The following is a 26,965-nucleotide window of genomic DNA, read 5'->3' on the forward strand; positions in this document are numbered from 1 at the left end:
TGACAACTTATTGCTTCTCTTCGAGCACAAGTATCAATGCTTCATCGGCCAATTGATCGAGGCTCATGCTGCCGCCGGCTCGAAACCAGGTGGTGGTCCAGGACAACGCGCCCGTGAGAAAACGTCGCGTGATGAACACATCACCGCGGATAAAACCGGCGTCCTTGGCTTCACCCAGCACTTGCAGCCAAAGTGCTTCATAAATATCGCGCAACGCCAGCACTTGCGCCTGTCCGTCTTCAGACAGCGAACGCCACTCATACACCAACACCGCCATGGCCTCGCCGCTGCCGCCCATGATCGACTGCAATTCGCAGCGAATCAGCGCCAGCACCCGCTCGCGCACGTTGCCGGCCTCGGCCAGGGCTGCGTGCATCAACGCCGTGTTGTAGCGAATGGTCTCTTCCATCACCGCGCGCAGGATCTCGTCCTTGCTTTTGAAGTGATGAAAGATGCTGCCCGACTGAATGCCCACGGCACCGGCCAGATCGCGCACGGTGGTGCGTTCATAGCCTTTGTTGCGGAACAGGTGAGCCGCCACTTGCAGCAGTTTGCCGCGGGCGCTGTCAGGGTCGGTCAATTGGCCGTTGTCGACCAATTCGCGCATGACCCTCAGGGCTTTTTGCTCGTCCACCCGTTCTCTCCTACAGTCGATCAATCAAATGCGCCGCCCACCGTTAAAACAGTGGGGTTGCGCGGGCAATTTAAGCTGGCGACGGCAACCAAGCAAGCGCTTGGGCAGAAGATATTTCAGCCGTTTACAAACCAAGCGCTTGCTTGGTAGTCTCGACGCACTTCTGTCGGAGGTGGTTATGGAATTGGCTACGCCTGAAACAATTCGCATCGGATGCGCCAGCGCGTTCTGGGGCGACACCTCGACCGCCGCCGCGCAACTGGTGGAAGGTGGTCGCCTGGACTACCTGGTCTTCGATTATTTGGCCGAGATCACGATGTCGATCATGGCCGGCGCACGGATGAAAGATCCGCAGGCCGGCTACGCGGGCGACTTCATCGAAGTCCTAAGCCCACTGCTGGGGCAACTCGCCGAACAAAAAATCCGCGTGATCAGCAACGCCGGTGGAGTCAATCCACAGGCCTGCGCCGCCGCCCTGCAAGCGGCCTGCGACAAGGCCGGGGTGGCGCTGAAGATCGCCGTGCTGCTGGGCGACGACCTGCAACCTCAGTTCAAAAAGCTGAGCAGCAGCGGCCTCCATGAAATGTTCAGCGGCGCTTCCTTGCCCCCGATGTGCGTCTCGACCAATGCCTACCTCGGCGCACCGGGCATTGTCGAAGCCCTTCGATTGGGTGCCGACATTGTCATTACCGGACGCGTGGTCGACAGCGCGGTGGTCAGTGCCGCGCTGGTGCATGAATTCGGCTGGTCCTGGCATGACTACGACAAACTGGCCCAGGCCGCATTGGCCGGGCACATCATCGAATGTGGCGCCCAGTGCACAGGCGGCAATTTCACCGATTGGCGCGACGTGCCCGATTACGAACACATTGGCTTCCCCATCGTCGAAGTCAGCGCCGACAGCCAGTTCATCGTCAGCAAGCCCGAGGGTTCCGGCGGCCTGGTCACGCCACTGACCGTCGGCGAACAAATGCTCTATGAAATCGGCAATCCACAAGCCTATCTGCTGCCTGACGTGGTCTGCGATTTCACCCAGGTCAAACTCGTGCAACAAGGTAAAAACGCGGTTCAGGTGCATGGCGCCAAAGGCTTGCCGCCGACCGATCAGTACAAGGTCAGCGCGACTTATCCGGACGGTTTCCGCTGCACCGCCAGTTGCCTGATCGCCGGGATCGATGCGGTCGACAAGGCGCGTCGAGTCAGCGAAGCCATCATCAACAAGACCTCGGACATCTTCAGCCTGCGCGGCTGGGCGCCCTTCAGCGAAGTGAACATCGAACTGCTCGGTAGCGAAGCCACTTACGGCCCTCACGGTCAACGCCAGGACAGCCGTGAAGTGGTGATCAAACTCGCGGTGCGTCACCCGAGCAAACAGGCATTGATCGTGTTCTCCCGGGAAATCGCCCAGGCCGCCACCGGCATGGCGCCGGGGCTGACCGGGATTGTCGGCGGACGGCCGACGGTGTATCCGCTGATCCGGCTGTTCTCGTTCCTCATCGACAAAACCGCCTGCACGCTGGAAATTGATCTACAGGGCCAGCGCCATCCGTGCGCCCTGCCCGCTGTCGATGTGCTCGACCCGGATGACTTGCCCGTACCGTTCGACCCGCCGCAACCCACAGGCCGCGCCGATGCCAGCGTGCCCCTGATCAAACTCGCCGTGGCCCGCTCCGGCGACAAGGGCAATCACAGCAACATTGGCGTCATGGCCCGTGAGCCCGAGTACCTGCCATGGATCGCCGAGGCCTTGACGCCCGAGGTGATGGTCGACTGGATGAGCCACGTCCTCGACCCGGTACACGGACGTGTCGAGCGTTGGTATTTGCCCGGCACTCACAGCTTCAATTTTCTCCTGGAAAACGCCCTCGGCGGCGGCGGCGTGGCCAGCCTGCGAATCGATCCGCAAGGCAAAGCCTTCGCCCAGCAGTTGCTGGATATCCAGATTCCGGTGCCCCAGCGCATCGCCGACCAGGTCAACTAGAGGACTGTCGCCATGGCGTACGATTCGATTTTCAAAGCCGATCTGTTTGCAGGCCAAAACATCATCGTCACCGGAGGCGGCAGCGGCATCGGCCGGTGCACCGCCCATGAGCTGGCGGCGCTCGGTGCCCATGTGCTGCTGGTTGGGCGCAAGGCTGACAAGTTGAAAAGCGTGGCCGCCGAGATTGCCGAGGACGGTGGCAAGGCGGATTGGGCCACCTGCGATATCCGTGAAGAAGAAGCGGTCAAGCACCTGGTCAGCGAGTTGATCCGCAAGCACGGTCCGATTCACGGGCTGGTCAACAATGCCGGCGGCCAATACCCTTCACCGCTGGCCTCGATCAATCAGAAGGGTTTCGAAACCGTGATGCGCACCAACCTGGTGGGCGGTTTCCTGATGGCCCGGGAAGTGTTCAATCAGTCGATGAGCAAACACGGCGGCGCCATCGTCAACATGCTCGCTGACATGTGGGGCGGCATGCCCGGCATGGGCCACTCGGGCGCCGCGCGTTCCGGTATGGACAACCTCACAAAAACCGCTGCCTTCGAATGGGGATATGCCGGGGTGCGGGTCAACGCGGTGGCACCGGGCTGGGTGGCATCGAGCGGCATGGACACCTACGAAGGTGCGTTCAAAGCAGTGATTCCAACCTTGCGCGAACACGTGCCGCTCAAGCGCATCGGCACTGAATCCGAAGTCAGCGCGGCGATTGTTTTCCTGCTCAGCCCGGCGGCGGGGTTCGTCAGCGGCAGCACGCTGCGCATCGACGGTGCGGCGAGCCTTGGCGGTCGGGCATGGCCGATTCACAAGGCGCAGAACAGCGAGTCGTACAACGGCTTCCATCGAGCGTATTTGCCCGACGTACTCAAGGACAAGGAATAAGCCATGCCGGTGATCCAGTCCCAAGTCGACCCGTTCAGTGAACAGTTCGCGCAGAACCGCAGCGCGATGCTGGTCGGCATCGAGCAGGTCCGCCAGCTCGAACAAAACCTGCTGAACAAGGCGGCCGAAGCCAAGCCCAAATTCGACAAGCGCGGGCAGTTGCTGCCCCGTGAACGCCTCAACCTGCTGCTTGACCCAGGCGCACCGTTCCTCGAACTGGCGAGCCTGGCCGGTTACAAACTGCACGACGACAAAGACGGCAGCTCGGCCGGTGGCGGTTTGATCGCCGGGATCGGCTACGTGTCCGGCGTGCGGGTGTTGGTGGTGGCGAACAACAGCGCGATCAAGGGCGGGACCATTTCCCCCAGCGGACTGAAAAAGTCCCTGCGCCTGCAACAGATCGCCATGGAGAACAAACTGCCGGTGATCACCCTCGCCGAGAGCGGCGGCGCGAACCTCAATTACGCAGCCGAGATTTTCGTCGAAGGCGCGCGCAGTTTTGCCAATCAGGCGCGGATGTCGGCCATGGGGCTGCCGCAGATCACCGTGGTCCACGGCTCGGCCACGGCGGGCGGGGCTTATCAGCCGGGTCTCTCGGATTATGTGGTGGTGGTGCGCGGCAAGGCGAAGCTGTTCCTGGCCGGCCCGCCGCTGCTCAAGGCCGCCACCGGAGAAGTCGCCACCGATGAAGAACTGGGCGGCGCCGAGATGCACGCGCAAACCGCCGGCACCGCCGAATACCTGGCCGAGAATGATGCCGATGGCGTGCGCCAGGTGCGCGAGATTGTCAGCCTGTTGTCATGGAACGAGCAGTTGCAATGGTTGCCCGAACGGCAGTGGAAAGAACCCCTCTACCCTATCGATGAGCTGTTGGGACTGATCCCGGACGATCCGAAAAAGCCCTACGACGTGCGTGAGATCATTGCGCGGATTGCCGACGGTTCGAGCTTCCTCGAGTTCAAGGGTGAGTTCGATCAGCAGACCATTTGCGGTCACTTGCACATTCAGGGCCGCGCCTGCGGATTCATCGGCAACAATGGCCCGATCACGCCCAAAGGCGCGAGCAAAGCGGCGCAATTCATTCAGCTGTGTGACCAGAGCCGGACACCGCTGCTGTTTTTCCACAACACCACCGGGTTCATGGTCGGCACCGAATCGGAACAGCAAGGCGTGATCAAACACGGCGCGAAGATGATTCAAGCGGTGGCCAACGCCCGGGTGCCCAAACTGACCATCGTCGTCGGCGGCTCCTATGGTGCCGGCAACTACGCGATGTGCGGCCGCGGCCTCGACCCGCGTTTCATCTTCGCCTGGCCCAACAGCCGCACCGCCGTGATGGGTGGAGCCCAGGCCGGCAAGGTTTTGCGAATCGTCACCGAGGCCAAACAACTCAAGGACGGCCTGGTGCCCGACCCGAAAATGCTCGACATGCTGGAACAGGTCACGGCGCAGAAACTCGACAGCCAGTCCACCGCGCTGTATGGCAGCGCCAGCCTGTGGGACGACGGGCTGATCGACCCCCGGGATACCCGGACCTTGCTCGGCTACTTGCTGGACATCTGTCACGAGGCCGACGTGCGGCCACTGCAAACCAACAGTTTTGGCGTCGCGAGATTTTGATTGATCGTTCCCACGCTCTGCGTGGGAATGCAGCCCGGGACGCTCCGCGTCCCAAAAGCGGACGCAGAGCGTCCAAAGAGGCGTTACCACGCAGAGCGTGGGAACGATCGGGTCCGTCAGGAGAACAATAAAAATGATCTTCACCCAGGAACACGAAGCACTGCGTCGCACGGTCCGCCAATTCGTCGAGCACGAGATCAATCCTCACGTCGAGGAATGGGAAAAGGCCGGACGCTTCCCGATCCACGAGATCTTCCGCAAGGCCGGCGACCTCGGCCTGCTGGGGATTTCCAAACCGGAACAGTTTGGCGGCATGGGCCTGGACTACAGCTATTCGATCGTCGCCGCCGAAGAGTTCGGCACAATTCACTGCGGCGGAATCCCGATGTCCATCGGCGTGCAGACCGACATGTGCACGCCCGCCCTCGCCCGCTTCGGATCCGATGAATTGCGCGAGGAATTCCTGCGTCCGGCGATTACCGGCGAACAGGTCGGCTGCATCGGCGTCTCCGAAGTCGGCGCAGGTTCCGACGTGGCCGGTTTGAAAACCACCGCCCGCAAGGACGGCGACGACTACGTGATCAACGGCAGCAAAATGTGGATCACCAACTCGCCGAGCGCCGATTTCATCTGCCTGCTGGCCAACACCTCTGACGATAAACCGCACATCAACAAGTCGCTGATCATGGTGCCGATGAACACCCCGGGCATCAGCCTCAGTTCGCATCTGGACAAACTCGGCATGCGCAGTTCGGAAACCGCCCAGGTGTTTTTCGACAACGTGCGCGTACCGCAACGCAACCGCATCGGCCATGAAGGCGCGGGCTTCATGATGCAGATGCTGCAATTTCAGGAAGAACGTTTGTTCGGCGCGGCGAACATGATCAAGGGCCTGGAATACTGCGTCGACAGCACCATCGAGTACTGCAAGGAACGCAAAACCTTTGGCAGTGCGCTGATCGACAATCAGGTCATCCACTTCCGCCTGGCCGAACTGCAAACCGAAATCGAATGCTTGCGGGCGCTGGTCTATCAGGCCACCGAGCAATACATCAAAGGTCAGGACGTCACGCGCCTGGCGTCGATGGCCAAACTCAAGGCCGGACGCCTGGGCCGCGAAGTCAGCGACAGCTGCCTGCAATATTGGGGCGGCATGGGCTTCATGTGGGATAACCCGGTGGCCCGCGCTTACCGTGACGTTCGGCTGGTGTCGATCGGCGGCGGTGCCGACGAAATCATGCTGGGGATCATCTGCAAACTCATGGGCATCCTGCCGGGGAAAAAGAAATGAGTGCTCTGCCGGTTTGCCAAACCTTGTTGTTGGAATCGCATAACGGCGTGCTGCACATCACCCTCAATCGCCCGGAAAGTCGCAATGCCATGAGCTTGCAAATGGTCGCCGAACTGCGCGCGGTGCTGGCAGCAGTGCGTGATGATCGGGCCGTTCGGGCATTGGTGATCGGCGGTGCCGGCGGGCATTTTTGTGCCGGCGGCGACATTAAGGACATGGCCAATGCCCGGGCTCAAGGCTCCCAGGCCTATCGCGATTTGAACCGAGCGTTCGGCGCGCTGCTGCAAGAGGTCCAGCACACGCCGCAAGTGGTGATCACGGTGCTGCAAGGCGCGGTGCTCGGCGGTGGCTTGGGGCTCACCTGCGTCAGCGATGTTGCCCTGGCCGATCACAATGCGCAGTTCGGTCTGCCGGAAACCAGCCTCGGCCTGCTGCCCGCGCAGATCGCGCCGTTCGTGGTCCAGCGCATCGGCCTGACCCAGGCGCGCCGGCTGGCGCTGACGGCGGCGCGTTTCGATGGCACCCAGGCGCGGCGCATGGGGTTGGTGCACTTTGTCGAGCATGACGCGCAAGCCTTGGCCGAGCGCCTCGATGAAATTCTCGCCCATGTGTTGTGCTGCGCGCCGGGGGCGAATGCCACGACCAAAAAGCTGTTGCTGGCGAGTGCGGGACAGCCGTCGGACGCCTTGCTGGATGAGGCGGCCGAGTGGTTCAGCGAAGCGGTGACCGGGGCTGAAGGGATCGAGGGGACGATGGCTTTCGTGCAAAAGCGTAAACCGGGGTGGGCCCTCTAAAAGCATCGCTGGCAAGTCGAATCGTCGCACAACTTAAGGGAACAACCCATGCCCGGACTCAGCAAAATCCTGATCGCCAACCGCGGTGAAATCGCCTGCCGCATCCAGCGCACTGCCCACGCCCTGGGCTACCGCACCGTTGCCGTATTCAGCGATTCCGACGCCGACGCCCTGCACGTCCAGATGGCCGATGAAGCCGTGAACATCGGCCCGGCCCCGGTGCAGCAGTCCTACCTGAACATCCCGGCGATCATCGACGCCGCCCGGCGCAGCGGTGCCGACGCGATTCATCCTGGCTACGGCTTCCTCTCGGAAAACGCCGAGTTCGCCCTCGCCTGCCAACACGCCGGCATCACCTTCATCGGCCCGAGCCCCGAAGCGATCGAGTTGATGGGCAGCAAGCGACTGTCGAAACTCGCCATGCTCGCTGCCGGCGTGCCATGCATCAAAGGCTATCAAGGCACCGAACAGGACGACGCGACCCTGAGCCGCGAAGCCGAGCGCATCGGCTACCCGCTGATGATCAAGGCCAGCGCCGGCGGTGGCGGACGCGGCATGCGCCTGGTGCACAGCGCCGACGACTTGCTGGAACAGCTGCGAACCGCGCGCTCCGAAGCCCTGCACGGGTTTGGCAGCGACGAACTGATCCTCGAACAAGCGCTGATTGATCCGCGCCACGTCGAGGTCCAGGTGTTCGGCGACCAGCACGGCAACCTGATCTACCTCGGCGAACGCGACTGTTCGATCCAGCGTCGCCACCAGAAAGTCATCGAAGAAGCCCCCTGCCCGGTGATGACCACCGAGTTGCGTCAGGCCATGGGCGAAGCGGCGCTCAAGGCCGGACGCGCGGTGAATTACGTGGGCGCCGGCACCGTGGAATTCCTGCTGGATGCGCGCGGGCAGTTCTACTTTCTGGAGATGAACACGCGACTGCAAGTGGAACACCCGGTGACTGAGTTAATCACCGGCCTCGATCTGGTGGCCTGGCAACTGCACGTCGCCGAGGGCCTGCCGCTGCCGTTGAGACAGGAAGAGGTGCAGCTCAACGGGCATGCCATGGAAGTGCGCTTGTACGCCGAAGATCCGGCTCAGGGCTTTTTGCCGCAAACCGGTCGAATAGAGGCTTGGGAGCTTGCATTGCAAAACGGTGTGCGGATCGATCATGGCTTGATCGAAGGTCAGGACATCAGTCCGTTCTACGATCCGCTGCTGGGCAAAATCATCGCCCATGGCGCGACCCGTGAAGAGGCCCGGCGCAAACTGCTGCGGGCGGTGCAGGACAGCGTGCTGCTGGGCGTCCAAAGCAATCAGGGCTTGCTCGCCAGCCTGCTGCAACACCCGCAGTTCATCAGCGGCGAATTCAGCACCGGGTTTATCCCGAACTGTTTTGCCGACCATCCCTGCCTGCATCCATCAGTACCGAGCGCCGAAGAACTGGCCATTGCAGCTGCGCTGTTCTATCACGCTTCGGCGCACGTTCATCCCGCGCCGCTGGCCGGCTGGCGTAGCAACGCCAGCGTGCCCCTGCATTATCGAATCGGAATGGAGAATCAGGACTGGCCGGTGGAACTGAACGCAGTGCCTGACGTGCCTTACCGCTTGCAAGTCGGCGACCGAACCCTCGAATTGAAGGTCATCCAGTGCGACGGGCACTGGGCAACACTGATGATTGACGGCATCCGCCAACGCCATGCCTACAGCCTCGCGGCCGGGCAACTCTGGCTGTTCACCCGCCCCGGCAGCCTGCGACTGGTCGATCGCACCCAAACGTTGGTCAGCAGCCAGGCCAGCGTCAGCTCCGGCACCCTCAAGGCGCCCATGGACGGGGCGATCGTCGACGTACTGGTCAGCGAGGGCAGCCCGGTCAGTAAAGGTCAGCTGCTGGTGGTGCTCGAAGCGATGAAAATGGAACACCCGCTCAAATCAGGCATCGACGGGGTGCTTAAACGCTTACAGGTCCGGGTCGGCGATCAGGTGAAAAATCGTCAGATTTTGTTGGAGGTCGAATAAGCCGCTAGGCGGATCCGTCGGCTTTGGCTACGCTCAAGCCCTATCAGGACGCGGATACCAGGAACCCTGCGATGCCTCACTGGCTGGTGATCGATCTGGAAGCCACCACCGATGACGGTGGCTGGCCAGTAACGGAAATGGAAATCATCGAAATCGGTGCCACTCTGGTGGACCGAAAAGGTCGCGAAGTGGATTATTTCCAGTGCTTCGTGCGGCCATTGCGGCGGCCGTTGCTGACGCCGTTTTGCCGGGAACTCACGCACATCACTCAGGCTAACGTCGATGCAGCACAAACGCTGAGCGAGGTCTGGCCGTCATTCGAGCAATGGCTTGGTCAGCATCAATCAGTTCTGGAGGGCTGGGCCAGTTGGGGCGATTACGATCGCAAGCAACTGCTTCAGGAATGGCAGCGACTGCAATTGGACAGCGTTCTTGGCCGCGTCCCGCACATGAATCTCAAACAGCGCTTTGCCAAGGCCCTACGCCTGGAGCGCCCGCTGGGACTCAATGGGGCCCTGCAACTGGTGGGCATGCAGTTCAATGGCCAACAGCATCGAGCGCTGGAGGATGCGCGCAATACGGCGCGTTTGTTGCCACAGGTTTTCCCCGTGGAGAGGTGACGGCATTCGAGGCCTTGTGCATACTGGCCAGCCCTTTTTAGCCCTTTTCGAGGAATCGCCCATGTTTAAAGTCAACGAGTACTTCGACGGCACCGTCAAGTCGATCGCCTTTGGCACCGCTGAAGGTCCTGCGACCATTGGCGTCATGGCTCCGGGCGAATACGAATTCGGCACCAGCCAGCGCGAAATCATGCACGTGGTGACCGGCGCTCTGACCGTCAAACTGCCTGACAGCAGCGACTGGGAAACCTTCGCCGCCGGTAGCCAGTTCAACGTACCGGCCAACAGCAAGTTCCAGCTGAAAGTGGCCGTCGACACTGCTTACCTGTGCGAATACCGCGGCTAAAACCCCGGGTTTTCACAGCGAAAAAAAATGCCCGCGTCCTTTTGGGACGCGGGCATTTTCATTCAGTCTGTTTATTCCAGGATCGTCACCGGCATACCGACTTCAAGTTGGCCGTTGCTGTCGTTGACCAAATTCTGCCCGAACATCGCGCCGTCGGCCTCGGAACGGTACTTCTGCAACGTGGCCAGAGGTTCGCGATCATCGCTGCGCTGACCGGTTTGCGGGTCGATGGTGGTCAGGATGCAGCGCGAACAGGACTTGACCACGCGGAACTCGACATCGCCGATGCGAATGCGCTTCCAGCTGTCTTCGGCATACGCCTCGCTGCCCTCGATTACCAGGTTTGGTCGAAAGCGCAGCATTTCCAGCGGGCGCCCGACCTTTTGTGACAAGTCTTCCAGGGACGCCTGCCCTATCAGCAACAGCGGGAAACCATCGGCGAAGGCCACCTGATCGTCGTCTTTGCCGTAGCCCGCTTGAGTGGTGCGCGCGCGATTCAGAGGAATTTGTACCAGTCGCGTCGGCTTTCCGATGAACTCACTGACCCAGGCACCGGCCTCATCACCGGCATCGGGCACGCGCAGACTGTCTTTGAAGATCGTCACGCCGCGCAGTTCAGCGTCGCTGGCCGGCAAGGCAATGTCGATCGCGGAGCGACCTGGAGCACTGAGGGTCAGGCCACCGTCGGCATTCCACAGCGCCGACAGCTGACTCATCTGCCCCACCGCGCGCTGGGTCAGGAAGCGCCCACTGGCCTCGTCCACGAGCATCCAGCGTCGATCACCGTCCAGTCCCAGCTTGTCGAGGCTGACCTGTTGCAGGGTCTCGCCCTTGCCGGATTTCAACGGATAACGGTAAAGCGCGCTCAGACGCAACATGGCCAGCTCCCTGGTGGGCAAAAAACGTCACCCTATACGAGCTTGATCGCCGAATCAAAGGCTGAAAAAACCTGTGGGAGCGAGCTTGCTCGCGATAACGACGGAACAGTCAACATTAGTGCTGAATGCGACACCGCTATCGCGAGCAAGCTCGCTCCCACAAGTTGATTGCTCAGGTCCAGATCAGGCTGGCACTTCGTCGAGCATCAGGCGTTGACGCACCACGTCGACGAGTTTGTCCGGCTGGAACTTGGAGAGAAAGTTGTCGCAGCCGACCTTCTTGACCATCGAGTCGTTGAAGCTACCCGACAGCGACGTATGCAGCACCACGTACAGGCCACGCAGACGCGGGTCGTTACGGATTTCGGTGGTCAGGCGATAGCCGTCCATTTCCGGCATTTCCGCGTCGGTAAATACCATCAGCAGTTTGTCGGTCATCGACACGCCCGTATCGGCCCAGGCCTTGAGCATGTTCAGCGCTTTCAAACCGTCGCTGGCGATGTGCATCTTCACGCCCAACTGGCCCAGGGTGTCGCGCAATTGCGACAGGGCGACGTTGGAGTCGTCCACCAGCAGCACTTCACGACCACGGGCGCGTTCCAGCACCGGGTCGTCGAGTTTCTCGCGCGAGACCTTGGCGTTGTAAGGCACGATTTCGGCCAGGACTTTTTCGACGTCGATGATTTCCACCAACTGATCGTCGACCTTGCTGATGGCCGTCAGGTAATGCTGGCGGCCGGCGCTGGTGGGCGGCGGCAGAATGGCTTCCCAGTTCATGTTGACGATGCGGTCCACGCCGCCCACCAGGAATGCCTGCACCGAACGGTTGTACTCGGTAACGATGATCGTACTGGTAGGGCTCGGTATCAGCGGACGCATGCCGATGGCCTGGGACAGGTCAATCACCGGCAACGTCTGCCCACGCAGGTTGACCACGCCGCAGACAAACGGATGGCGCTGGGGCATCAGGGTCAGCTTCGGCAGTTGCAACACTTCCTGCACTTTAAAGACGTTGATCGCGAACAATTGCCGACCGGCCAGCCGGAACATGAGAATTTCCAGGCGATTCTCACCCACCAGTTGCGTGCGTTGGTCTACCGTGTCGAGAATGCCGGCCATTAATGACTCCTGGGCTTGTACTGATGAATTCACTAAAGAGGGTTATCGGCTGTTTTTGCCAGATCTTGACCCTGAGACAAAATGCCACGATCGGGCATTGATGTCACATTAACATCATGCTTTACTGGCGCAGTGATTTCATCTGCTTCATCCCCTGCGGCGCGACCTCGGTTTGCACGTTAGGTTCCCCTGTGTAAGGGATTCCCCTAGTAACAATCAGGCCCAACCTGATATTCGCAATATCCAATAGCCATTAATGTGACGCCATTCTCATTGCATGAACGGAGTCAGGCTTTTGTGTGCGATCGCAGGTAAGTGGCCATCCACCCTCTCGAGTTCCCCAGCCTGCACCCAGGCCTGCCGGAGCGCGATCTCATGCCGGCACGGCAGCATCGGGTCGCAGGACATCTTCGTCGACACACACGACATTCCCTCATTTGACATGACGTTGTGGAGATAAGCATGCCGAACGACCCTAAACAGTGGGCTCAGCGCTTTCCGGAGTTTCTCGTCGAGGCTGAAACACTCTTGGCCAAATCGGAGGAGTGCCTTAGCCATCTGCAGTTGATCAGCAATGACAAGGACGCAATCGATTGCATGCTCAGCAGCCTCCTCAAATTGGCCAGCAAGGCCGATGCTCTGGCACTGGAAGCGGTATCCGAATTTTCGCTGCACATCCATGGCCTGTTGAACCACGCCCAAAGCCACATGGAACTGCACGACCAGGCCCTGGGTGCGCTGAAGGACTGCTTCACGCTGATGGCCTGGCAACTCGAACTCATCGATCAAACCACCGGCCAACTCAGTCTGGATGACAGTGAACAGACTTCCCTGATCGAAGCTTTTGCTTTTCAGGTAGGGCAAAGCCATTTTCAATTACCGGTTAATTCCAAACCGTTCACGCTCGTTACCTATTCGGAGCGGCAGGCTTAATTAGCCAAATAACAATGCGGTGCTGCGTATTCTTATTGCCATGATGCCGCTCATTAACTTGAGTGCGCTCATGTCGCAATTGAATATTTCATATCTGTCAACGACAGTTCGATACAAATAACCACCCCTCCTTCGTAAAACTTTTTCCATTGTGGAACTATCGTCCAGAACTTTTAATTCCTGACCGAATAGACATATATAGCAGGCGCGACCGACGGTATCTTAAGTGGTATTATGCCGACCATTAGTTGACGCCAATTAATGGCAAAGTGATTCCAGATGAGAGTAGCCCGATAAGTTAAAGGCTGTAGTTTCAACCCTGGACTGCACTGCTTGCGACGAGTCACTACAGATTTTCAGACAGAGACCCGTCAACCACGATGGCCGGTCTGCCCGCAGCGAACATCCATTGGCTCCATCCGCTATGTACGCCAGTCTCAAGTCAATCACCCTATGGCCACCCTCCCAAAAAAACGCGCGGCGGTTCACGCTTTTGCTGTGCACCGGCTCGGCACTTGGCAGCCTGCTGGTCTTCAGCCTGTCTGTTCCACTGCCGTTGGGCCTGCTGATACTCAATATTGCGGCGCTTGCCTGTGTCTGGGCGCAACATTTCCTGTCGCGCAAGTCGATAAAATTTCAGCCGCAAGAGCTGGCCGACCGTCTGCTGGAAGTACAGGAAAACGAACGTCATCGGCTAAGCCGTGAACTGCACGACGACATCGGCCAGTTGCTGACAGCTGCAAAACTTCAAAGTGAATGGCTCAAACGCCGGATGCCTGAAGACATGCAGGGCCAGTACTCGGTGCTCTGCGACACACTGGACGAAACCCTGGCAAAGGTTCGTGATGTCTCGGCCATTCTCAATCCCAGGCAGTTGGCCAGCCTCGGGCTGGAAGCCAGTTTGCGTGCGCATCTGCTCAAGACCCTGGCCAATACATCGATGCACTGGAGCCTGGAATGCCATCAACGCTTGACTGGCATACCCGAGGAAATGGCGGTGGCCGCTTTTCGGATAACCCAGGAAGCGGTGACCAATATTCTGCGTCACGCCGAAGCGAAAAACCTGTTGATCCGCCTGCAACGCATGCCCCAGGGCCTGGCGCTGTTGATCAGTGATGATGGGCTGGGGTTCGCGCCAGCAGCAGATCCCGGTCGAGAGGGACAGCGCGGGATGGCCGGAATGGTGGAACGGATCGATCAATTGGGCGGTACTTTGGCGGTGACCAGCGAGCCGGGCAAAGGCACTCAAATCGAAGCACTCTTTCCCTGGGCGCCCCGTGCGCTCGAACGGGCCAGTACGAATAAGGTTATGCATTGACTTGTAACTTACTTCTGGTGGATGACCACTCGCTTATCAGGGCAGGCGTGCGCGCTCTGGTGCTGGATATTCCCGGCTACGCGGTTATTGGTGAGGCCAATGACGGCTCGCAGTTACTCGAGATGGTCGAGAAGCTGTCGCCTGACATCGTTCTTCTGGATATCTCCATGAAAGAGACCGGCGGCCTCGAAGCCTTGCAACGACTCAAGCGGGTACGCCCGCACAGCAAGGTGCTGATCCTGTCGATGCACACCGACCCCGCCCTCATCATGCAGGCGCTTGAGTCCGGTGCTCATGGCTATTTGCTCAAAGACACCACGGCCACCGAGCTGGAACATGCCCTGGATGCCTTGCGCAATAACGAACGCTACCTGAGCCCGGCCATTGCCCACACCGTCATCAACCAGGCGCTGATCCGCAACCAGAAACATCAGCCCCAGCCTGCGGATTCGCACAATCTGACGGCCCGTCAGCTGGAAATCCTGCGACTGATTGTTCGTGGCAAATCCACCCGGGAAATCGCCAATGGCCTGGGCCTCAGTATCAAAACCGTCGAGACCCACCGCTCGCAGATCATGAAGCGCCTGCAGATCTATGACGTGGCCGGCCTGGTACTGTTTGCCGTGCGCGAGCAAATCATCAGCCTGGACGACTAGTCGTACTCGAAGCACTCAGCAGCGGCGAGTTCTGCGGCAGATGCACGCGCAATGCCGCTGGACGTGCCGAGAATCGCAGGCTCTCGCCCTCGATGGGTTCGCCATCCAGATTGATGTAGAGGCCTTCCGAGACCTTGATTTCGACCCATGGCAGACGAGCTCGCACAAACATGTTGTCGATGCCAAAGCCATCGGCCAGCAACGTTTTCAACGTACCGAGCAGTTCCTGCGGCGCAGGCAAAATGCTGATATCCAGCAGACCATCGTCAGCCAGCGCCTCCGGGCACAGCACATGACCGCCGCCAGCCTGTCGGCCATTACCGATCCCCAATGCCAATAGTTGACCGCTCCAATGGAAGTCCGGCCCCTGCAACTCGCCGTAGGCGGCATGCAACTCGCTGAAGCGCGATAACCCGGTGAACAGATAGGCGGCGCCCCCAAGGACTTTTTTCAAGTCCTCCGACGTATTCGCCGTGACCTGGCTACCAAAACCGCCGGTGGCCATATTCAGGAAGACCTGACCGCCAACCTCCCCCAGATCGATCGCTTGCGGGGCAGCGTCCAGAAGGTCCAGCGCCAGATCGGGTTCCAGGGGCACACCGGCGGCGCGAGCAAAATCGTTCGCGGTGCCCAGCGGCATCAGCACCAGACTGGCCTGCGTTGAATGCGCTGCCATGGCCTCGGCGATATCACGCAAGGTGCCATCACCGCCGCCGGCGATCAGTTGCGTATAGCCCGCGCTCAGCGCTTCTTCTACCAACCGCTGCGCATCACCCGCCTCCCAGGTTAGCCGGACAGCCAACTCCCAGCCCTGCTGGCGCTTAACGTCGACGGCCGCACGGACCTCCTCGTTGAGTGCCTGCTTGCCGTGCAGAATCAACAGCGCCTTGCGCTCACTCATTGTTGTCGCTCCCATGATTGGAATCCATATGAGAGATGTTGACCTTGCCACCCCCTACAAAAGTTGCAAGGAATTGAATTTTTTTGACGCGCGCAGCCTTACGGTCCTACAGGGGGGGATATTTTCTTACAGGATGTGAGGAATCGGCTCAATTGACCAACCTTGGCGATTGGTACACCTTGGTGTCCGCGTTATCAGTCATCAACATTAAATACACAGGGATGTGCAAGCAATGAGTAGACCCTCTTCAAGGGCCGCACAAAGCGCAAGCAACATTATTGGCGGCCAACCAAAGGGCTTTAAAGCAAGGAGCGTTTTAGTCCATGCAAAGTCATGACATCAGGTTACCCATCAGTCAGGTCGCACCATTGCCAGAAAGTCGCGCCAATCATCAGGCTGAAATCAATAACAGCGCAAAGCCCGCCGGAGGAGTTGATATGGAACCTCGCGTCATTGAACTCGAGACACACCTCAAATACATCCGAAGAGACATGGAAGAGGTCCGTGGTGATGTTAAAGCCATCAAACACAGGCTGGCCTATTCTGCGGGGGGAACAGCCGTTGTCCTGGGGCTGCTGGGCTGGGTCGCCAACAGCCGCTTCGATCAGGTCGTGTCACTTCTGGCACGTTAAACGCTAGCCCTGCTCGCAAGTCCCGGCGCGATCAACCGGGCTTGTGTGGCAAGACTTTGGCCAGGATCAGCCCAGGACTTCGCTCAGCGGAATGAAGTTCACGTAATCGCCTTCGATCAACGTACGGTCTTCCAGCACTTCAACCAGGCCATCAGCCCAGGCGGCACTGCGAAGCACCCCAGAGCTCTGGTTTTTGTAGATGATTGCCCGACCATTCTCCAGGCGCCCACGCAAATACTCTCGGCGATTGCCAGCCTTGGGCCAGTCGAACCCTGCCGGCACCTGAAACTTCAACGGTTCAACCTCTTTTACACCTTGGCGGCGCAAGAGATAGGGCCTGGCCAACAAGGCAAACGTAACCAGTGTCGACGCAGGGTTGCCGGGTAAACCAATCACAGGCACGCCGCGAAAATGACCGAACGTCAGCGGTTTGCCTGGTTTGATGGCAAGTTTCCACAGGGTCAACTCACCCTCTTCGCGCAAGGCGATGCCCAGAAAATCGGCCTCCCCTACAGAAACACCGCCGGTAGAAAGGATCAGGTCGACATCCTTCAACTCGCCAAGGCGGGCACGCGTGGTCGCTAAATCATCAGGAAGAATACCGGCATCGATCACCTCACAGCCCAAGCGCTGCAACCAACTGCACAGCAGCACGCGATTACTGTTGTAAATCTGTCCCGGCCCGAGGGGCTGGCCCGGCTCTATCAATTCATCCCCTGTGGACAGGACGGCAACACGAACCTTGCGCACCACGTCCAGCTCAGCACATCCCAGCGACGCGGACAGGCCTTGCTCGATAGGCCCGAGGCGCGTGCCCGCCGGCAAAACAAGCTCACCAACGGTGGTTTCCTGGCCTTGTGGCCGGATATTCTGACCCGGGGTCATTGTCTCGATAAAACGGACACGCTCATCCGCCTGGACCTCGGCGTTCTCCTGCATCTCGACGCAATCGGCCCCTGCCGGCACAGGCGCGCCGGTAAAGATCCGGGCGCACGTACCTGGCCTCAACGTTTCAGGGGCCTGGCCAGCAAAAATCTTCTGACTGACCACCAACGGTTCTCCCGCCCAGTCAGCGATGCGCAAGGCATAGCCATCCATCGCACTGTTCGGCCAGGGCGGCAGATCAAGTGTCGAGACCAGGTCGTCGGCCAGTATGCGACCTTGAACCTGCGCCAACGGCAAGCGCTCACGCTCACGTATCCTTGATGACTCAGCCATTTCCAGCAAACGCGCCAATGCCACCTCGACAGCCATCAGGCTGCCGGTTTTGCCGGGCTTACCCACGGGATTCACAAGGATCGGCCTGTTTCAGATGAGCGACAAAATTGCAGGGACGGTGCCGCGAATCCAGCTGTTCGGCGAGGATGCCATCCCAGCCAGTGCGCACAGCGTTGGTCGATCCCGGCAAACAGCAGACCAGCGTGCCATTGGCCAAACCCGCCAAGGCTCGGGACTGGACAGTCGAAGTGCCGATGTCCGCGACCGAAATCTGCCGGAACAGCTCTCCAAAACCATCGACCTGCTTGTCCAGCAGGCAACTCACCGCTTCCGGCGTGCTGTCGCGCCCCGTGAACCCGGTACCGCCGGTAATCAAGACCACCTGCACGACATCATCGGCAATCCAGGTGGCGACTTGCGCGCGAATTTTGTAGAGGTCATCTTTAAGCAAAACCCGAGCGGCCAAGTAATGGCCGGCATCGCTCAAGCGGTCGACGAAGACCTGTCCTGACGTATCGGTTTCCAGGGTGCGGGTATCGCTGACAGTCAACACCGCGATGTTGAGCGGCGCGAAAGGTACATCAGCCTTGGCTTTCATAGGCTCGTCCAGTTGTAGGATAAACAGCCCGGTGTTATATCACAGCGCCCCGTTTTTTCGCCGCCCCCATGGAGACTTGCCATGACCTCGAATACACATTTGCCGCCCTGCTCCGTTCTGCTCCTGGCAGGTGGCCGAGGCCAACGCATGGGCGGTCAGGACAAGGGTTTGCTGGAATGGCATGGCGAGCCGCTGATTGCGCACCTGCATCGCAAGACCCGCGCGATGAGCGACGACCTGATCATCTCCTGCAACAGGAACCTGGAAAAATACGCACCTTACGCTGATCAACTGGTCCATGACGACGAAGGCGACTTCCCGGGACCCATGGCCGGCATTCGCGCTGGCCTCAAGGCCGCACGCCATCCCTATCTGATGGTGTTGCCGTGCGATGTGCCGCGCATTGACGCGGCCCTGCTCTACAGCATGCGCGACACCGCCCGCCAACATCCGGACAAACCGCTGATGCTGCGCCACAACGAACACTGGGAACCGCTGCTGTGCATTATCCCCACGGCACTCTCGGCAGCGTTCGAAAGTGCCTGGAACGACGGCGAACGCAGCCCGGGTCGCCTCATGCGCAAAATTGGCGCTACCGCCCTGCAATGCCCCGACAACGACCCTCGCCTGGCCAACCTCAACACGCCAGAGCTATTAAGTGCACACAACACTGTGGCAGACTGACACGAGAAGGAACTTGCGCGCGTTGTATACGTCTCAAGCTCAGTTACCAAAAGAATTCATTTTCGGAGACACACTCATGACTCAACGGACCCTCGCCACTTTCATGCTCGCACTGGGCCTCGCGACCCTCGCCGGTTGCGCCTCGCCTACAGTGATCACCTTGAATGACGGTCGCGAAATCCAGGCCGTCGACGCACCAAAATACGACGACGAATCGGGTTTCTACGAGTTCGAACAGCTGGACGGCAAGCAAACCCGCATCAACAAGGATCAGGTTCGTACCGTTAAAGAGTTGTAATCTTTACGGCACCACCGGATACAGAAAAGCCCGCTTATCGCGGGCTTTTTCGTGCCTGAAGCATTGTGATCACCATTGCAGGGTGATGGTGCTCTCGAATTCACGATGCTGGCCAGTAACCGGGTCGACAAACCGCAGCCCCTGAGCCAGGAGTTTCAAGGGATTGGCATAGTCATCCTCAACATCCTTGAGCACCTGCGGGTAGAACGGGTCGTTGCAGATACTGGCGCCCAACGCGGTCATATGCACCCGCAACTGATGTTTTTTACCGGTCACCGGGTAAAGTCCATACCGCCAGAGATCGCCGTTCTTCTCACGGACCTCGACTGCAGTCTCGGTGTTGCTGACGCCCGGACCTTCCTGCATGCGAAAGAACGGTTCGCCATCGACCAGCCGACTCTTATGAACCAATGGAAAAGTCAGCTCAGGCAATGCTTGGGCGATTGCTTCGTAGCGTTTTTCGATATTCCGTGTAGGAAACAATGACTGGTAAGCCGAGCGACTCTCCGGGTTTGCTGAAAACAACACCAGTCCCGCCGTATGCCGGTCGATGCGATGCAAAGGCACCAGATGCGGGTTATCCAGTCGACGGATCAACCGTCGCAACAATGTCTGCTCCACGTATTCGCCAGCAGGCGTCACTGGCAGAAAATGCGGCTTGTCCGCTACCACCAGGTGTTCGTCGGCGTACAGGATCGACTCGACCACCGGGATCGGTTTTTCGTCCGGCACCTCACGAAAGTAATGAATTCGCAGGCCTTCCTTGTAACGCAAATCAAGAGCAATCGGATGACCGTGCCCGTCAAGCACGCGACCGCGAGCAATTCTGTCCAGCCATTGTTCACGACCGATAGCACTGAAGTGTTCGCACAGGCAATCGAGCACGGTCTGCCACGGACCCGGCGGCAAGTAGAGCGTGCTGGCCTGGTTGTGTGCAGCAGAAAAAGATGAAGTGGACATTCGAACGCTCAGACCCTCAATACAGGGAGGCATTATCCAACAGTGGCCGGAGCGGACCTAGAAAAGAATCCTCAAGCCGCCGGTATCTGCGTGCGCGCCGCCGCCTCGGTGAACTCTTTCAGCCAGCGCAACACATCGACCGCTTCCCAGCGACCTGGATCATAAAGCGCATACAACAACCCCTGATAACCCACGACATCCAGCTGCCGGTGATAACCCCCGCGTTGGAACAACGCTTCGATTTCGGCAAAACAGGTATTGAAGTGCAGTTTGTTGAAGGGTGTTTTTCCTTCCAGGACCAAACCATCCAGGCGCAATTCGAGGACCGCCTCACGCACAACATCGGCCGACATCCGGTTCACGCTGTTTTTCAATTGTTCGACATTGACCAAGGCTCATCCCTCTGACTTCCGGGATCGCTTGCCCAAACCCGAAACAGGGAAAAGCACGGCAGGCGATCAGAATAACTGTACAGACATACAGTAACTCAATAATCAGCCTTTCGCCAATGCATGAAACGTGGAGCGCGACGGGCGGGGGCGATGCCGACAGCGCCGGGGATTAGCGCAAGAACGCTGCAACCTGATCGGCATCGAATGGCCAATCAAGCTCTGCGCCGTTATCAAAACGCTTCAGTACCGGAATACGTAAACCGTATTTCTCGACCCAGTCTTCGTTTTCTGCAATATCGACCAGTTCAACCAACAAACCGTACTCGACAAAATCGATCAGCATGGCTTCAGCGATTTCACAGAGATGGCAACCAAGGGTGCCGAAAAGCTGACATTCAGGAGGCATGACAACAAGACCAGACAAGTTAGGCGCTCATTCTAGGCCCGTCAGCAACCGCAGTCGAGCCAACACCCCCAGACGTCTGGACAGCGGCCAATTTCAAAAGATTTCGGTAAATCCCTGACTCAAATCATTCATGCCCAATCTCATTTACGCGATGCTCACAGCCATTTTGCCTCTACGCTTGAGTAGTCCCCCCCATCACCGGAGTGTTTAGTGTTCGCCAACCTCTTGATCATCCTCGCCTCCTCCCTGGTGGTGATTGCACTGTTCCAGCGCCTGCGTTTGCCTCCGGTGCTGGGCTATCTGTGCGTAGGGCTGATGATCGGGCCGACGGCGTTCAACTGGGTGAATGAAAGCGAAGAGTTGCCAGACCTTGCCGAACTGGGGGTGGTGTTCCTGCTGTTCTCCCTTGGCCTGGAGTTTTCCCTGTCGAAAATGATCGCACTGCGTCGGGTGGTGTTTGGCCTGGGCAGCCTGCAAGTGTTGGTGTCCGGGCTATTGATGGGGGCATTGCTGATCCTGTTCGGCATGCCGACGACGCCTGCCCTGTTACTCGGAGCCGGCCTGTCGCTGTCTTCCACCGCTATTGTCAGCAAGGAGCTGGGCAGCCTCGGTGAGATTTTCAGCAGCCACGGTCAGAACGCCATCGCCGTGCTGCTGTTTCAGGATGTGGTGGCGGTGCTGCTGTTGACCCTGGTGCCGGTGTTCGCCGGCAACAGCGATCAGGTCTGGTATTGGGCATTGCCGATAACGCTGGGCAAGACCCTGGTGCTGTTCGGCGGTCTGCTGCTGGCCAGTCGCTGGTTGCTGCCCCGCCTGTTCCATGAAGTCGCCGCCGCCCGCTCCCCGGAGCTGTTCGTGCTGCTGGCGCTGGTCATTGTCTTGCTGACAGCGTGGCTGACTCACCTGCTCGGCCTCTCCCCTGCCCTGGGTGCATTTCTCGCTGGCATGCTGCTGGGGGAAAGCCACTATCGGCATCAGATCGAGGCTGACATCCGCCCGTTCCGCGACATCCTGCTCGGGTTGTTTTTCGTCAGCATCGGCATGCTGATCGACTTGCAGCTGTTTGCCAGCCACGGCCTGCTGATCCTCGGCCTGACGCTTGGGTTACTGCTGATCAAGGGCGCAGTGGTCGCGTTGTTGGTCAAATGGCGCGGCAGCGACGGCGAAACCGCCTGGCGCAGCGGCCTGGCATTGGCTCAGGGTGGCGAGTTCTGCTTTGCGCTGATGGCACTGATGCAGCAAAACAAAATGATGCCAGCCGACTTCGGAGGCCTTCTACTTGCCGCGACATTCTGCTCGATGCTGGTCACCCCTTTGCTGCTGCGCGCGGCGCCTTACCTTGCGACACGCCTGCATCGCAACCCCAACGAAGAAGTCAAACTGGCAGAAATCAGCGCGCTCAACGCCGATTTGCACAACCACGTCGTGATCTGTGGCTATGGTCGCGTGGGGCAGTCGATCGGCCGCGCGTTGCGCAATGCGCTGCAACCTTACCTTGCCCTGGACACCGACCCGGTGCGTGTCCAGGAAGCCGCCGTCGGTGAAAACTGTGTGCATTACGGTGACTCGCAGCGCGGTGAACTGCTGCTGGCGGTAGGCCTGGCGCGCGCCAGGCTGCTGGTGATTGCGGTCGACCAGACCGACATCGCGCTACTGATTCTCCAGGAGGCGCGCCGATTGAACTCAACCGTTCCGATTCTGGTACGCACCCGGGACGACAGCCAACTGGCCGAGTTGAAAGCGGCCGGCGCCAGCGAAGTCGTTCCGGAACTGCTGGAGTCGAGCCTGATGCTTGCCTCCCACGCACTGATCATGCTGGGTTTACCCGCGCATCAGGTACAGGAGCGGGCCGACCAGATACGGCATGACCGCTATCGTCTGCTGCACGGTTTTTATCCCGGGAGCGACGATGAAGAAAAGTGAGTCAGTCCTGGCTCACGGCGCCGATCTTGTGCACCGACAAGTCCGCGCCGTAATACTCCTCTTCCTGGCTCAGGCGCAGACCATGCAACGCCTTGATCACGCCATACACCACAAAACCGCCGAGCAGCGCCACGATCACTCCCAGCGACGTGCCGATCAATTGGCTGATCAGGCTCACCCCGCCCAAACCACCCAATGCGCTCTGGCCGAAGATGCCACAGGCGATTCCGCCCCAGACACCGCACAAACCATGCAACGGCCAGACACCCAGCACATCGTCGATGCGCCATTTGACCTGAGCCGCGGTGAAGCACCAGACAAACATTGTCCCGGCGATCACACCCGTGATCAGCGCGCCCACCGGGTGCATCAGGTCAGAACCGGCGCAGATCGCCACCAACCCGGCCAGCGGGCCGTTATGCAGAAAGCCCGGGTCATTGCGCCCGACAATCAACGCCGCGACGGTTCCCCCGACCATGGCCATCAGCGAATTCACCGCCACCAATCCGCTGACGCCTTGCAGCGTTTGTGCGCTCATGACGTTGAAGCCGAACCAGCCGACGATCAGGATCCACGAACCCAATGCCAGGAAGGGAATGCTCGACGGTGCAAAGGCCACCAGTCGCCCTTCGCGATAGCGCCCTTGCCTTGGCCCGAGCAACAACACCGCCGCGAGCGCCAGCCATCCACCCATGGCATGCACCACGACGGAGCCCGCGAAGTCGTGGAAGCTGGCGCCAAAACGCTCCAGCAACCAGGCTTGCAGCCCGAAGTTGCCGTTCCAGATCATGCCTTCAAAGAACGGATAAATGAACGCGACGATCAGCGCCGTCGCACACAACTGCGGGACGAACCTGGCGCGCTCGGCAATGCCTCCGGAAATGATCGCGGGAATCGCCGCAGCAAAGGTCAGCAGAAAGAAAAATTTCACCAGCCCGTAGCCGTGATCGGCATTGATCACCGCCGCCGGTTGCATGAAGGTGACCCCGTAGGAAATCCAATAGCCTATAAAGAAGTAGGCCAGGGTCGAAATCGCGAAGTCGCTGAGGATCTTCGACAAGGCGTTGACCTGGTTCTTTTGTCGAACCGTGCCGACTTCAAGAAAGGCGAAACCGGCGTGCATGGCCAGAACCATGACTGCACCGATAAGAATGAACAACGTATTGGAGCTATGGACCAGACTGTCCACAGCGCTTTGCAGATTTTCCATGGAGTTGGCAGACCTGAAGGCTAAAAAAAAGCACCAAAGCGGTTCGCGCAGCCCGTTTATGCACCAAGTTGCGGCCCGCCAGGATCAACCCATTGATCCCGATGAACCGCTTTGGCGCACAAGGCCGGAACCTTCACGCGAGTTATGATTGTTTGAATCAGGTTTTTCCTGAAATCATGCCCGGCAACAGCGCAACGGCGCGGGCTGATGCACCATGACGTAGCAAAAGTTGTACCAGTCATTTGTACTGAACCTTCACACTGGGCTCATACTCGAACGTTTCAGAAGCCACTTACGGAGATCACCAATGGCCAGCATCAAAGCAAAGACTGCTCAAGAAATCCTGATGAACGATTTTCAGACATTGGTCAGCGACACCGAACGGTTGCTGGAACACACCGCGACTCTGGCTGGCGATCAGGCCGATGAGCTGCGAAGCCAGATCCACGAAAGTCTGCTGCGTGCCCGCGAAACCCTGAAACTGACCGAAGATTCCCTGCGTGAACGCGGCCAGGCCGCCGTTACCGCTGCCGAAGATTACGTCCAGACCAATCCATGGCAATCGGTCGGGATCGCAGCGGGCGTCGGCTTTCTGATTGGCCTGCTGGCCACTCGGCGCTGATATGTCTATCGGTGAATCTGGCTCGTCCGCGACGGGCACAAGCTCTTCATCGCGGCGCCTGGGTGCCGCTTTTCTTGGACTGTTGCACAGCCATGTCGAACTGTTCGGCATCGAGTTGCAGGAACAAAAAGCGCGCACCGTAAGCCTGTTGCTGTTTGCAGGTTTGGCGCTGGTCTTTGCCTTGCTGTTGCTGGTGGGATTGTCGACGCTGGTGCTGATCCTGTTCTGGGACACCTACCGCCTGCCAGCGATCGTCGGGCTCTGCGTGTTCTACTCTCTGGCTGCAGTATTCTGTGGCATGCGCCTGAAGGCGGCGATTTTCGATGAGTCCTCGCCCTTCCACGGCACCCTGGAAGAATTGGCCAACGATAGGGAGCGTCTGCTGCCATGAGCCTGCCTGAACTGCCCCATAACAGCTCGCGCACCGAAATGCGCAAGGCGCTGATACGCCTGCGCATGGAAATGCATCGCCAAGAAATTCGTCACGAATCCGCGCAACTGCTGCAACCCTTGCAGCGGGTTCGCGGGATGACGCAAAACCTGCACGATGGCTTCGGCATCAAGCACGCCCCGCTCTGGGGCATGGCGGCCGTGACGCTGCTCGGTTTTCTGACCGGTAAAGGCGCCAAGAGTGGCGGTCCCAGCAGCCTGACTCGCCTGGTTCGCCTGGGCACGACGCTCGGGCCTTTGATCAAACTGGTCATGCAAGGCTCTTCGCGCAAAGACTGAATAGCCACTATCTGGCTGCATTCTTGCAACACCACCGGGATTAACCTCTTTATCGAGAGGTTCAATCCTGTGTGCCTACCCGGAATGCAGGTTAATCCAAAAAAAGACCTTACTAAGGAGGCCTCGTGATCGACGGGCAACCGCTCGCCTGCTTTCAGCCATTTATCGATACCGCCACGGGTCGAATCGGGGGAGTGGAAGCACTGGGTCGACTGCGTCAGGCCGACGGTCAACTGGCCTCGGTGGGACCGCTGTTCGCCGATCCGCGAACGCCCGCCATCGCCCTTCGTCATCTTGATCGCCAGATTCGCGACAATGCCCTGAGCCGTCTGCATGAAGCGCCTTCGGACTGGTTTCTGAGCCTGAACATATCGCCACGCTGGATCAATCGTTTACGGCCGAACCAGGCTCTGCCGAGCCTAAAGCAATTGAGCCGGCACAACGTCGACCCGCAACGCATCGTTTTCGAGATCACCGAACTGGGAGGCAACATCCAGCGCCTGGCCGACGTCGCAGCACGCTATCGAGAGGCCGGGGCACGGATTGCCATCGATGATTTCGGTGCTGGCTACTCGCAACTTGATCGCGTACTGGCACTGCAACCGGACATCCTCAAGCTCGACATGCGCCTGTTTCAGGCCGCGGCATTGGGCGGCCCCAGTAGCGACGTGGTGAAAGCTCTGGCGCAAATGGCCGAGAAAACCGGCTGCTGGATCATCGCCGAAGGGGTGGAAACCGAGGCTCAACTCAATTTCGCCCTGGAATGCGGTTCACGTTACGTACAGGGGTTTCTATTCGCCCGGGCGCAGGTGGACTTCTTTGCCACCGACGCCTTTGTCGAACGTTTCGCGCAACTGCGCCAACGCTATGTTCAGCAGAAACTGGGCGAACGCGGTCGACTGATGATCATGCGCCAGCAACTCTGCGAACTGATGACCATCCTGCAAGCCTGGGCCCTGGCCCGTGCGCCACTGAGCGCCTTGCCACAACTGCAAGCATTTCCCTGGCTGCTGCGTTTCTATCAATGCGACCGTCACGGCACCCAGTTGACGCCCAATCTGGAATGGCGCAACAACGGCTGGGAAGCCGATAACCGCTACCTGGGCCATAACTGGTCGTGGCGACCGTACTTTTATCACTTGCTGGCCGAGGGCTGGGAAGAACGACGCCTGACACTGTCCACGACCTACCGCGATGCCACCAGCAATCAGTATTGCCTCACCGCCGGGCAATTTTTCGACAATGGCGAGCGACTGCTGCTCATCGACATCGACGCCGCCGGGCTCTAGTTCCGCTTGCAGGCGCAGGCA

Annotated in this window: 29 protein-coding genes; 19 read left to right on the forward strand and 10 right to left on the reverse strand. The window is 59.3% G+C overall.

Going from position 1 to position 26,965, the window contains the following annotated elements; all coding sequences use genetic code 11:
* Positions 1-7: 7 nt before the first annotated feature.
* On the reverse strand, positions 8-634 hold the full coding sequence (locus tag ACYZT8_RS20175) for a TetR/AcrR family transcriptional regulator (protein ID WP_461975351.1): 627 nt from the start codon (positions 632-634) through the stop codon (positions 8-10).
* A gap of 178 nt (positions 635-812) precedes the next feature.
* Between ACYZT8_RS20175 and ACYZT8_RS20180 the strand changes: the two genes are divergently transcribed.
* The 8 genes from ACYZT8_RS20180 to ppnP all read left to right on the forward strand — a co-directional run bounded on the left by ACYZT8_RS20180 (position 813) and on the right by ppnP (position 10,178).
* Entirely contained in the window at positions 813-2,615 is a 1,803-nt protein-coding gene (locus tag ACYZT8_RS20180; RefSeq protein WP_461975353.1) for an acyclic terpene utilization AtuA family protein, read from the forward strand.
* Between the two features lie 12 nt (positions 2,616-2,627).
* On the forward strand, positions 2,628-3,497 hold the full coding sequence (locus ACYZT8_RS20185) for an SDR family oxidoreductase (protein ID WP_461975355.1): 870 nt from the start codon (positions 2,628-2,630) through the stop codon (positions 3,495-3,497).
* Positions 3,498-3,500: 3 nt separating this feature from the next.
* On the forward strand, positions 3,501-5,117 hold the full coding sequence (gene atuC, locus ACYZT8_RS20190; protein ID WP_461975357.1) for a geranyl-CoA carboxylase subunit beta: 1,617 nt from the start codon (positions 3,501-3,503) through the stop codon (positions 5,115-5,117).
* 133 nt (positions 5,118-5,250) lie between these two features.
* Positions 5,251-6,408: a citronellyl-CoA dehydrogenase gene (gene atuD / locus ACYZT8_RS20195; protein WP_461975359.1), complete on the forward strand. Its 1,158-nt coding sequence runs from the start codon at positions 5,251-5,253 to the stop codon at positions 6,406-6,408.
* On the forward strand, positions 6,405-7,202 hold the full coding sequence (locus ACYZT8_RS20200) for an enoyl-CoA hydratase/isomerase family protein (protein ID WP_461975361.1): 798 nt from the start codon (positions 6,405-6,407) through the stop codon (positions 7,200-7,202). The genes atuD and ACYZT8_RS20200 overlap by 4 nt, the downstream gene beginning before the upstream one ends.
* 48 nt (positions 7,203-7,250) lie before the next feature.
* A complete protein-coding gene (locus ACYZT8_RS20205; RefSeq protein WP_461975362.1) occupies positions 7,251-9,212 on the forward strand; it encodes an acetyl/propionyl/methylcrotonyl-CoA carboxylase subunit alpha in 1,962 nt (653 codons plus the stop codon).
* A gap of 71 nt (positions 9,213-9,283) precedes the next feature.
* A complete protein-coding gene (locus ACYZT8_RS20210) occupies positions 9,284-9,832 on the forward strand; it encodes a 3'-5' exonuclease (RefSeq protein WP_461975364.1) in 549 nt (182 codons plus the stop codon).
* A gap of 61 nt (positions 9,833-9,893) precedes the next feature.
* Complete coding sequence (gene ppnP, locus ACYZT8_RS20215; protein ID WP_054614024.1) at positions 9,894-10,178, forward strand: pyrimidine/purine nucleoside phosphorylase; 285 nt, start codon at positions 9,894-9,896, stop codon at positions 10,176-10,178.
* A 71-nt stretch (positions 10,179-10,249) separates the two neighbouring features.
* On the opposite strand, the gene ACYZT8_RS20220 is transcribed toward ppnP, so the two are convergent.
* Both ACYZT8_RS20220 and ACYZT8_RS20225 read right to left on the reverse strand, forming a co-directional pair.
* The gene (locus ACYZT8_RS20220) at positions 10,250-11,056 is read right to left on the reverse strand and encodes an MOSC domain-containing protein (protein WP_461975366.1); all 807 of its coding nucleotides are present in this window, start codon (positions 11,054-11,056) and stop codon (positions 10,250-10,252) included.
* A 183-nt stretch (positions 11,057-11,239) separates the two neighbouring features.
* The gene (locus ACYZT8_RS20225; protein WP_027925758.1) at positions 11,240-12,175 is read right to left on the reverse strand and encodes a chemotaxis protein CheV; all 936 of its coding nucleotides are present in this window, start codon (positions 12,173-12,175) and stop codon (positions 11,240-11,242) included.
* A gap of 462 nt (positions 12,176-12,637) precedes the next feature.
* Between ACYZT8_RS20225 and ACYZT8_RS20230 the strand changes: the two genes are divergently transcribed.
* The 3 genes from ACYZT8_RS20230 (at position 12,638) to ACYZT8_RS20240 (ending at position 15,082) form a co-directional block, all read left to right on the forward strand.
* Entirely contained in the window at positions 12,638-13,108 is a 471-nt protein-coding gene (locus ACYZT8_RS20230; RefSeq protein WP_131060073.1) for a hypothetical protein, read from the forward strand.
* A 424-nt stretch (positions 13,109-13,532) separates the two neighbouring features.
* Positions 13,533-14,426 carry a sensor histidine kinase gene (locus ACYZT8_RS20235; protein ID WP_461982557.1) on the forward strand — a complete coding sequence of 298 codons (894 nt, stop codon included), beginning with the start codon at positions 13,533-13,535 and terminating at the stop codon, positions 14,424-14,426.
* Positions 14,423-15,082: a response regulator gene (locus ACYZT8_RS20240; RefSeq protein ID WP_461975368.1), complete on the forward strand. Its 660-nt coding sequence runs from the start codon at positions 14,423-14,425 to the stop codon at positions 15,080-15,082. The genes ACYZT8_RS20235 and ACYZT8_RS20240 overlap by 4 nt, the downstream gene beginning before the upstream one ends.
* Here the strand turns inward: ACYZT8_RS20240 and yegS are convergent.
* Positions 15,066-15,983, reverse strand: a complete 918-nt coding sequence (yegS, locus tag ACYZT8_RS20245; RefSeq protein ID WP_461975370.1) for a lipid kinase YegS — start codon at positions 15,981-15,983, stop codon at positions 15,066-15,068. The genes ACYZT8_RS20240 and yegS overlap by 17 nt on opposite strands.
* Positions 15,984-16,306: 323 nt before the next feature.
* On the opposite strand from yegS, the gene ACYZT8_RS20250 reads away from it, so the two are divergent.
* The gene (locus ACYZT8_RS20250; protein ID WP_461975372.1) at positions 16,307-16,615 is read left to right on the forward strand and encodes a hypothetical protein; all 309 of its coding nucleotides are present in this window, start codon (positions 16,307-16,309) and stop codon (positions 16,613-16,615) included.
* 66 nt (positions 16,616-16,681) lie between these two features.
* Here ACYZT8_RS20250 and ACYZT8_RS20255 read toward each other — a convergent pair whose 3' ends face one another.
* Positions 16,682-17,908: a molybdopterin molybdotransferase MoeA gene (locus ACYZT8_RS20255; RefSeq protein WP_461975374.1), complete on the reverse strand. Its 1,227-nt coding sequence runs from the start codon at positions 17,906-17,908 to the stop codon at positions 16,682-16,684.
* Complete coding sequence (gene moaB, locus ACYZT8_RS20260) at positions 17,892-18,431, reverse strand: molybdenum cofactor biosynthesis protein B (protein ID WP_461975376.1); 540 nt, start codon at positions 18,429-18,431, stop codon at positions 17,892-17,894. The genes ACYZT8_RS20255 and moaB overlap by 17 nt, the downstream gene beginning before the upstream one ends.
* An 81-nt stretch (positions 18,432-18,512) precedes the next feature.
* Here moaB and mobA point away from each other — a divergent pair, with 81 nt between their 5' ends.
* A complete protein-coding gene (gene mobA, locus ACYZT8_RS20265; protein ID WP_461975377.1) occupies positions 18,513-19,115 on the forward strand; it encodes a molybdenum cofactor guanylyltransferase MobA in 603 nt (200 codons plus the stop codon).
* A 76-nt stretch (positions 19,116-19,191) separates the two neighbouring features.
* Positions 19,192-19,413 carry a YgdI/YgdR family lipoprotein gene (locus tag ACYZT8_RS20270; protein ID WP_109633577.1) on the forward strand — a complete coding sequence of 74 codons (222 nt, stop codon included), beginning with the start codon at positions 19,192-19,194 and terminating at the stop codon, positions 19,411-19,413.
* Between the two features lie 69 nt (positions 19,414-19,482).
* Here the strand turns inward: ACYZT8_RS20270 and ACYZT8_RS20275 are convergent, their stop codons facing one another.
* From ACYZT8_RS20275 to ACYZT8_RS20285, 3 genes are all read right to left on the reverse strand, one after another.
* A complete protein-coding gene (locus ACYZT8_RS20275) occupies positions 19,483-20,373 on the reverse strand; it encodes a pseudouridine synthase (RefSeq protein ID WP_461975379.1) in 891 nt (296 codons plus the stop codon).
* Positions 20,374-20,444: 71 nt separating this feature from the next.
* Entirely contained in the window at positions 20,445-20,765 is a 321-nt protein-coding gene (locus ACYZT8_RS20280; protein WP_461975381.1) for a transcriptional regulator, read from the reverse strand.
* A 169-nt stretch (positions 20,766-20,934) separates the two neighbouring features.
* On the reverse strand, positions 20,935-21,171 hold the full coding sequence (locus ACYZT8_RS20285; RefSeq protein WP_461982559.1) for a glutaredoxin family protein: 237 nt from the start codon (positions 21,169-21,171) through the stop codon (positions 20,935-20,937).
* A 210-nt stretch (positions 21,172-21,381) separates the two neighbouring features.
* On the opposite strand from ACYZT8_RS20285, the gene ACYZT8_RS20290 reads away from it, so the two are divergent.
* Positions 21,382-23,094 (forward strand): cation:proton antiporter, encoded by a 1,713-nt coding sequence (locus ACYZT8_RS20290; protein WP_461975383.1) that lies wholly within the window; start codon positions 21,382-21,384, stop codon positions 23,092-23,094.
* 1 nt (position 23,095) lies between these two features.
* On the opposite strand, the gene ACYZT8_RS20295 is transcribed toward ACYZT8_RS20290, so the two are convergent.
* Positions 23,096-24,304 carry an ammonium transporter gene (locus tag ACYZT8_RS20295; RefSeq protein WP_461975385.1) on the reverse strand — a complete coding sequence of 403 codons (1,209 nt, stop codon included), beginning with the start codon at positions 24,302-24,304 and terminating at the stop codon, positions 23,096-23,098.
* A 307-nt stretch (positions 24,305-24,611) separates the two neighbouring features.
* On the opposite strand from ACYZT8_RS20295, the gene ACYZT8_RS20300 reads away from it, so the two are divergent.
* The 4 genes from ACYZT8_RS20300 to ACYZT8_RS20315 all read left to right on the forward strand — a co-directional run bounded on the left by ACYZT8_RS20300 (position 24,612) and on the right by ACYZT8_RS20315 (position 26,944).
* Positions 24,612-24,926, forward strand: coding sequence for an ElaB/YgaM/YqjD family protein (locus ACYZT8_RS20300; protein ID WP_090186370.1), 315 nt, complete (start codon positions 24,612-24,614; stop codon positions 24,924-24,926).
* Between the two features lies 1 nt (position 24,927).
* Entirely contained in the window at positions 24,928-25,317 is a 390-nt protein-coding gene (locus ACYZT8_RS20305) for a phage holin family protein (RefSeq protein ID WP_461975387.1), read from the forward strand.
* Positions 25,314-25,655 (forward strand): hypothetical protein, encoded by a 342-nt coding sequence (locus ACYZT8_RS20310; protein ID WP_461975389.1) that lies wholly within the window; start codon positions 25,314-25,316, stop codon positions 25,653-25,655. The genes ACYZT8_RS20305 and ACYZT8_RS20310 overlap by 4 nt, the downstream gene beginning before the upstream one ends.
* 125 nt (positions 25,656-25,780) lie before the next feature.
* Positions 25,781-26,944 carry an EAL domain-containing protein gene (locus tag ACYZT8_RS20315; protein ID WP_461975391.1) on the forward strand — a complete coding sequence of 388 codons (1,164 nt, stop codon included), beginning with the start codon at positions 25,781-25,783 and terminating at the stop codon, positions 26,942-26,944.
* Positions 26,945-26,965: the final 21 nt, after the last annotated feature.

The organism is Pseudomonas sp. LB3P93, assembly GCF_054898025.1.

What these genes read in the sequence shown, in the direction of transcription:
- ACYZT8_RS20180 (WP_461975353.1), top strand. Translation starts at nt 813, where the DNA reads ATGGAATTGGCTACGCCTGAAACAATTCGCATCGGATGCGCCAGCGCG.
- ACYZT8_RS20185 (WP_461975355.1), top strand. Translation starts at nt 2,628, where the DNA reads ATGGCGTACGATTCGATTTTCAAAGCCGATCTGTTTGCAGGCCAAAAC.
- atuC (WP_461975357.1), top strand. Translation starts at nt 3,501, where the DNA reads ATGCCGGTGATCCAGTCCCAAGTCGACCCGTTCAGTGAACAGTTCGCG.
- atuD (WP_461975359.1), top strand. Translation starts at nt 5,251, where the DNA reads ATGATCTTCACCCAGGAACACGAAGCACTGCGTCGCACGGTCCGCCAA.
- ACYZT8_RS20200 (WP_461975361.1), top strand. Translation starts at nt 6,405, where the DNA reads ATGAGTGCTCTGCCGGTTTGCCAAACCTTGTTGTTGGAATCGCATAAC.
- ACYZT8_RS20205 (WP_461975362.1), top strand. Translation starts at nt 7,251, where the DNA reads ATGCCCGGACTCAGCAAAATCCTGATCGCCAACCGCGGTGAAATCGCC.
- ACYZT8_RS20210 (WP_461975364.1), top strand. Translation starts at nt 9,284, where the DNA reads ATGCCTCACTGGCTGGTGATCGATCTGGAAGCCACCACCGATGACGGT.
- ppnP (WP_054614024.1), top strand. Translation starts at nt 9,894, where the DNA reads ATGTTTAAAGTCAACGAGTACTTCGACGGCACCGTCAAGTCGATCGCC.
- ACYZT8_RS20220 (WP_461975366.1), bottom strand. Translation starts at nt 11,056, where the DNA reads ATGTTGCGTCTGAGCGCGCTTTACCGTTATCCGTTGAAATCCGGCAAG.
- ACYZT8_RS20225 (WP_027925758.1), bottom strand. Translation starts at nt 12,175, where the DNA reads ATGGCCGGCATTCTCGACACGGTAGACCAACGCACGCAACTGGTGGGT.
- ACYZT8_RS20230 (WP_131060073.1), top strand. Translation starts at nt 12,638, where the DNA reads ATGCCGAACGACCCTAAACAGTGGGCTCAGCGCTTTCCGGAGTTTCTC.
- ACYZT8_RS20235 (WP_461982557.1), top strand. Translation starts at nt 13,533, where the DNA reads ATGTACGCCAGTCTCAAGTCAATCACCCTATGGCCACCCTCCCAAAAA.
- yegS (WP_461975370.1), bottom strand. Translation starts at nt 15,983, where the DNA reads ATGAGTGAGCGCAAGGCGCTGTTGATTCTGCACGGCAAGCAGGCACTC.
- ACYZT8_RS20250 (WP_461975372.1), top strand. Translation starts at nt 16,307, where the DNA reads ATGCAAAGTCATGACATCAGGTTACCCATCAGTCAGGTCGCACCATTG.
- moaB (WP_461975376.1), bottom strand. Translation starts at nt 18,431, where the DNA reads ATGAAAGCCAAGGCTGATGTACCTTTCGCGCCGCTCAACATCGCGGTG.
- mobA (WP_461975377.1), top strand. Translation starts at nt 18,513, where the DNA reads ATGACCTCGAATACACATTTGCCGCCCTGCTCCGTTCTGCTCCTGGCA.
- ACYZT8_RS20270 (WP_109633577.1), top strand. Translation starts at nt 19,192, where the DNA reads ATGACTCAACGGACCCTCGCCACTTTCATGCTCGCACTGGGCCTCGCG.
- ACYZT8_RS20275 (WP_461975379.1), bottom strand. Translation starts at nt 20,373, where the DNA reads ATGTCCACTTCATCTTTTTCTGCTGCACACAACCAGGCCAGCACGCTC.
- ACYZT8_RS20285 (WP_461982559.1), bottom strand. Translation starts at nt 21,171, where the DNA reads ATGCCTCCTGAATGTCAGCTTTTCGGCACCCTTGGTTGCCATCTCTGT.
- ACYZT8_RS20295 (WP_461975385.1), bottom strand. Translation starts at nt 24,304, where the DNA reads ATGGAAAATCTGCAAAGCGCTGTGGACAGTCTGGTCCATAGCTCCAAT.
- ACYZT8_RS20300 (WP_090186370.1), top strand. Translation starts at nt 24,612, where the DNA reads ATGGCCAGCATCAAAGCAAAGACTGCTCAAGAAATCCTGATGAACGAT.
- ACYZT8_RS20305 (WP_461975387.1), top strand. Translation starts at nt 24,928, where the DNA reads ATGTCTATCGGTGAATCTGGCTCGTCCGCGACGGGCACAAGCTCTTCA.
- ACYZT8_RS20310 (WP_461975389.1), top strand. Translation starts at nt 25,314, where the DNA reads ATGAGCCTGCCTGAACTGCCCCATAACAGCTCGCGCACCGAAATGCGC.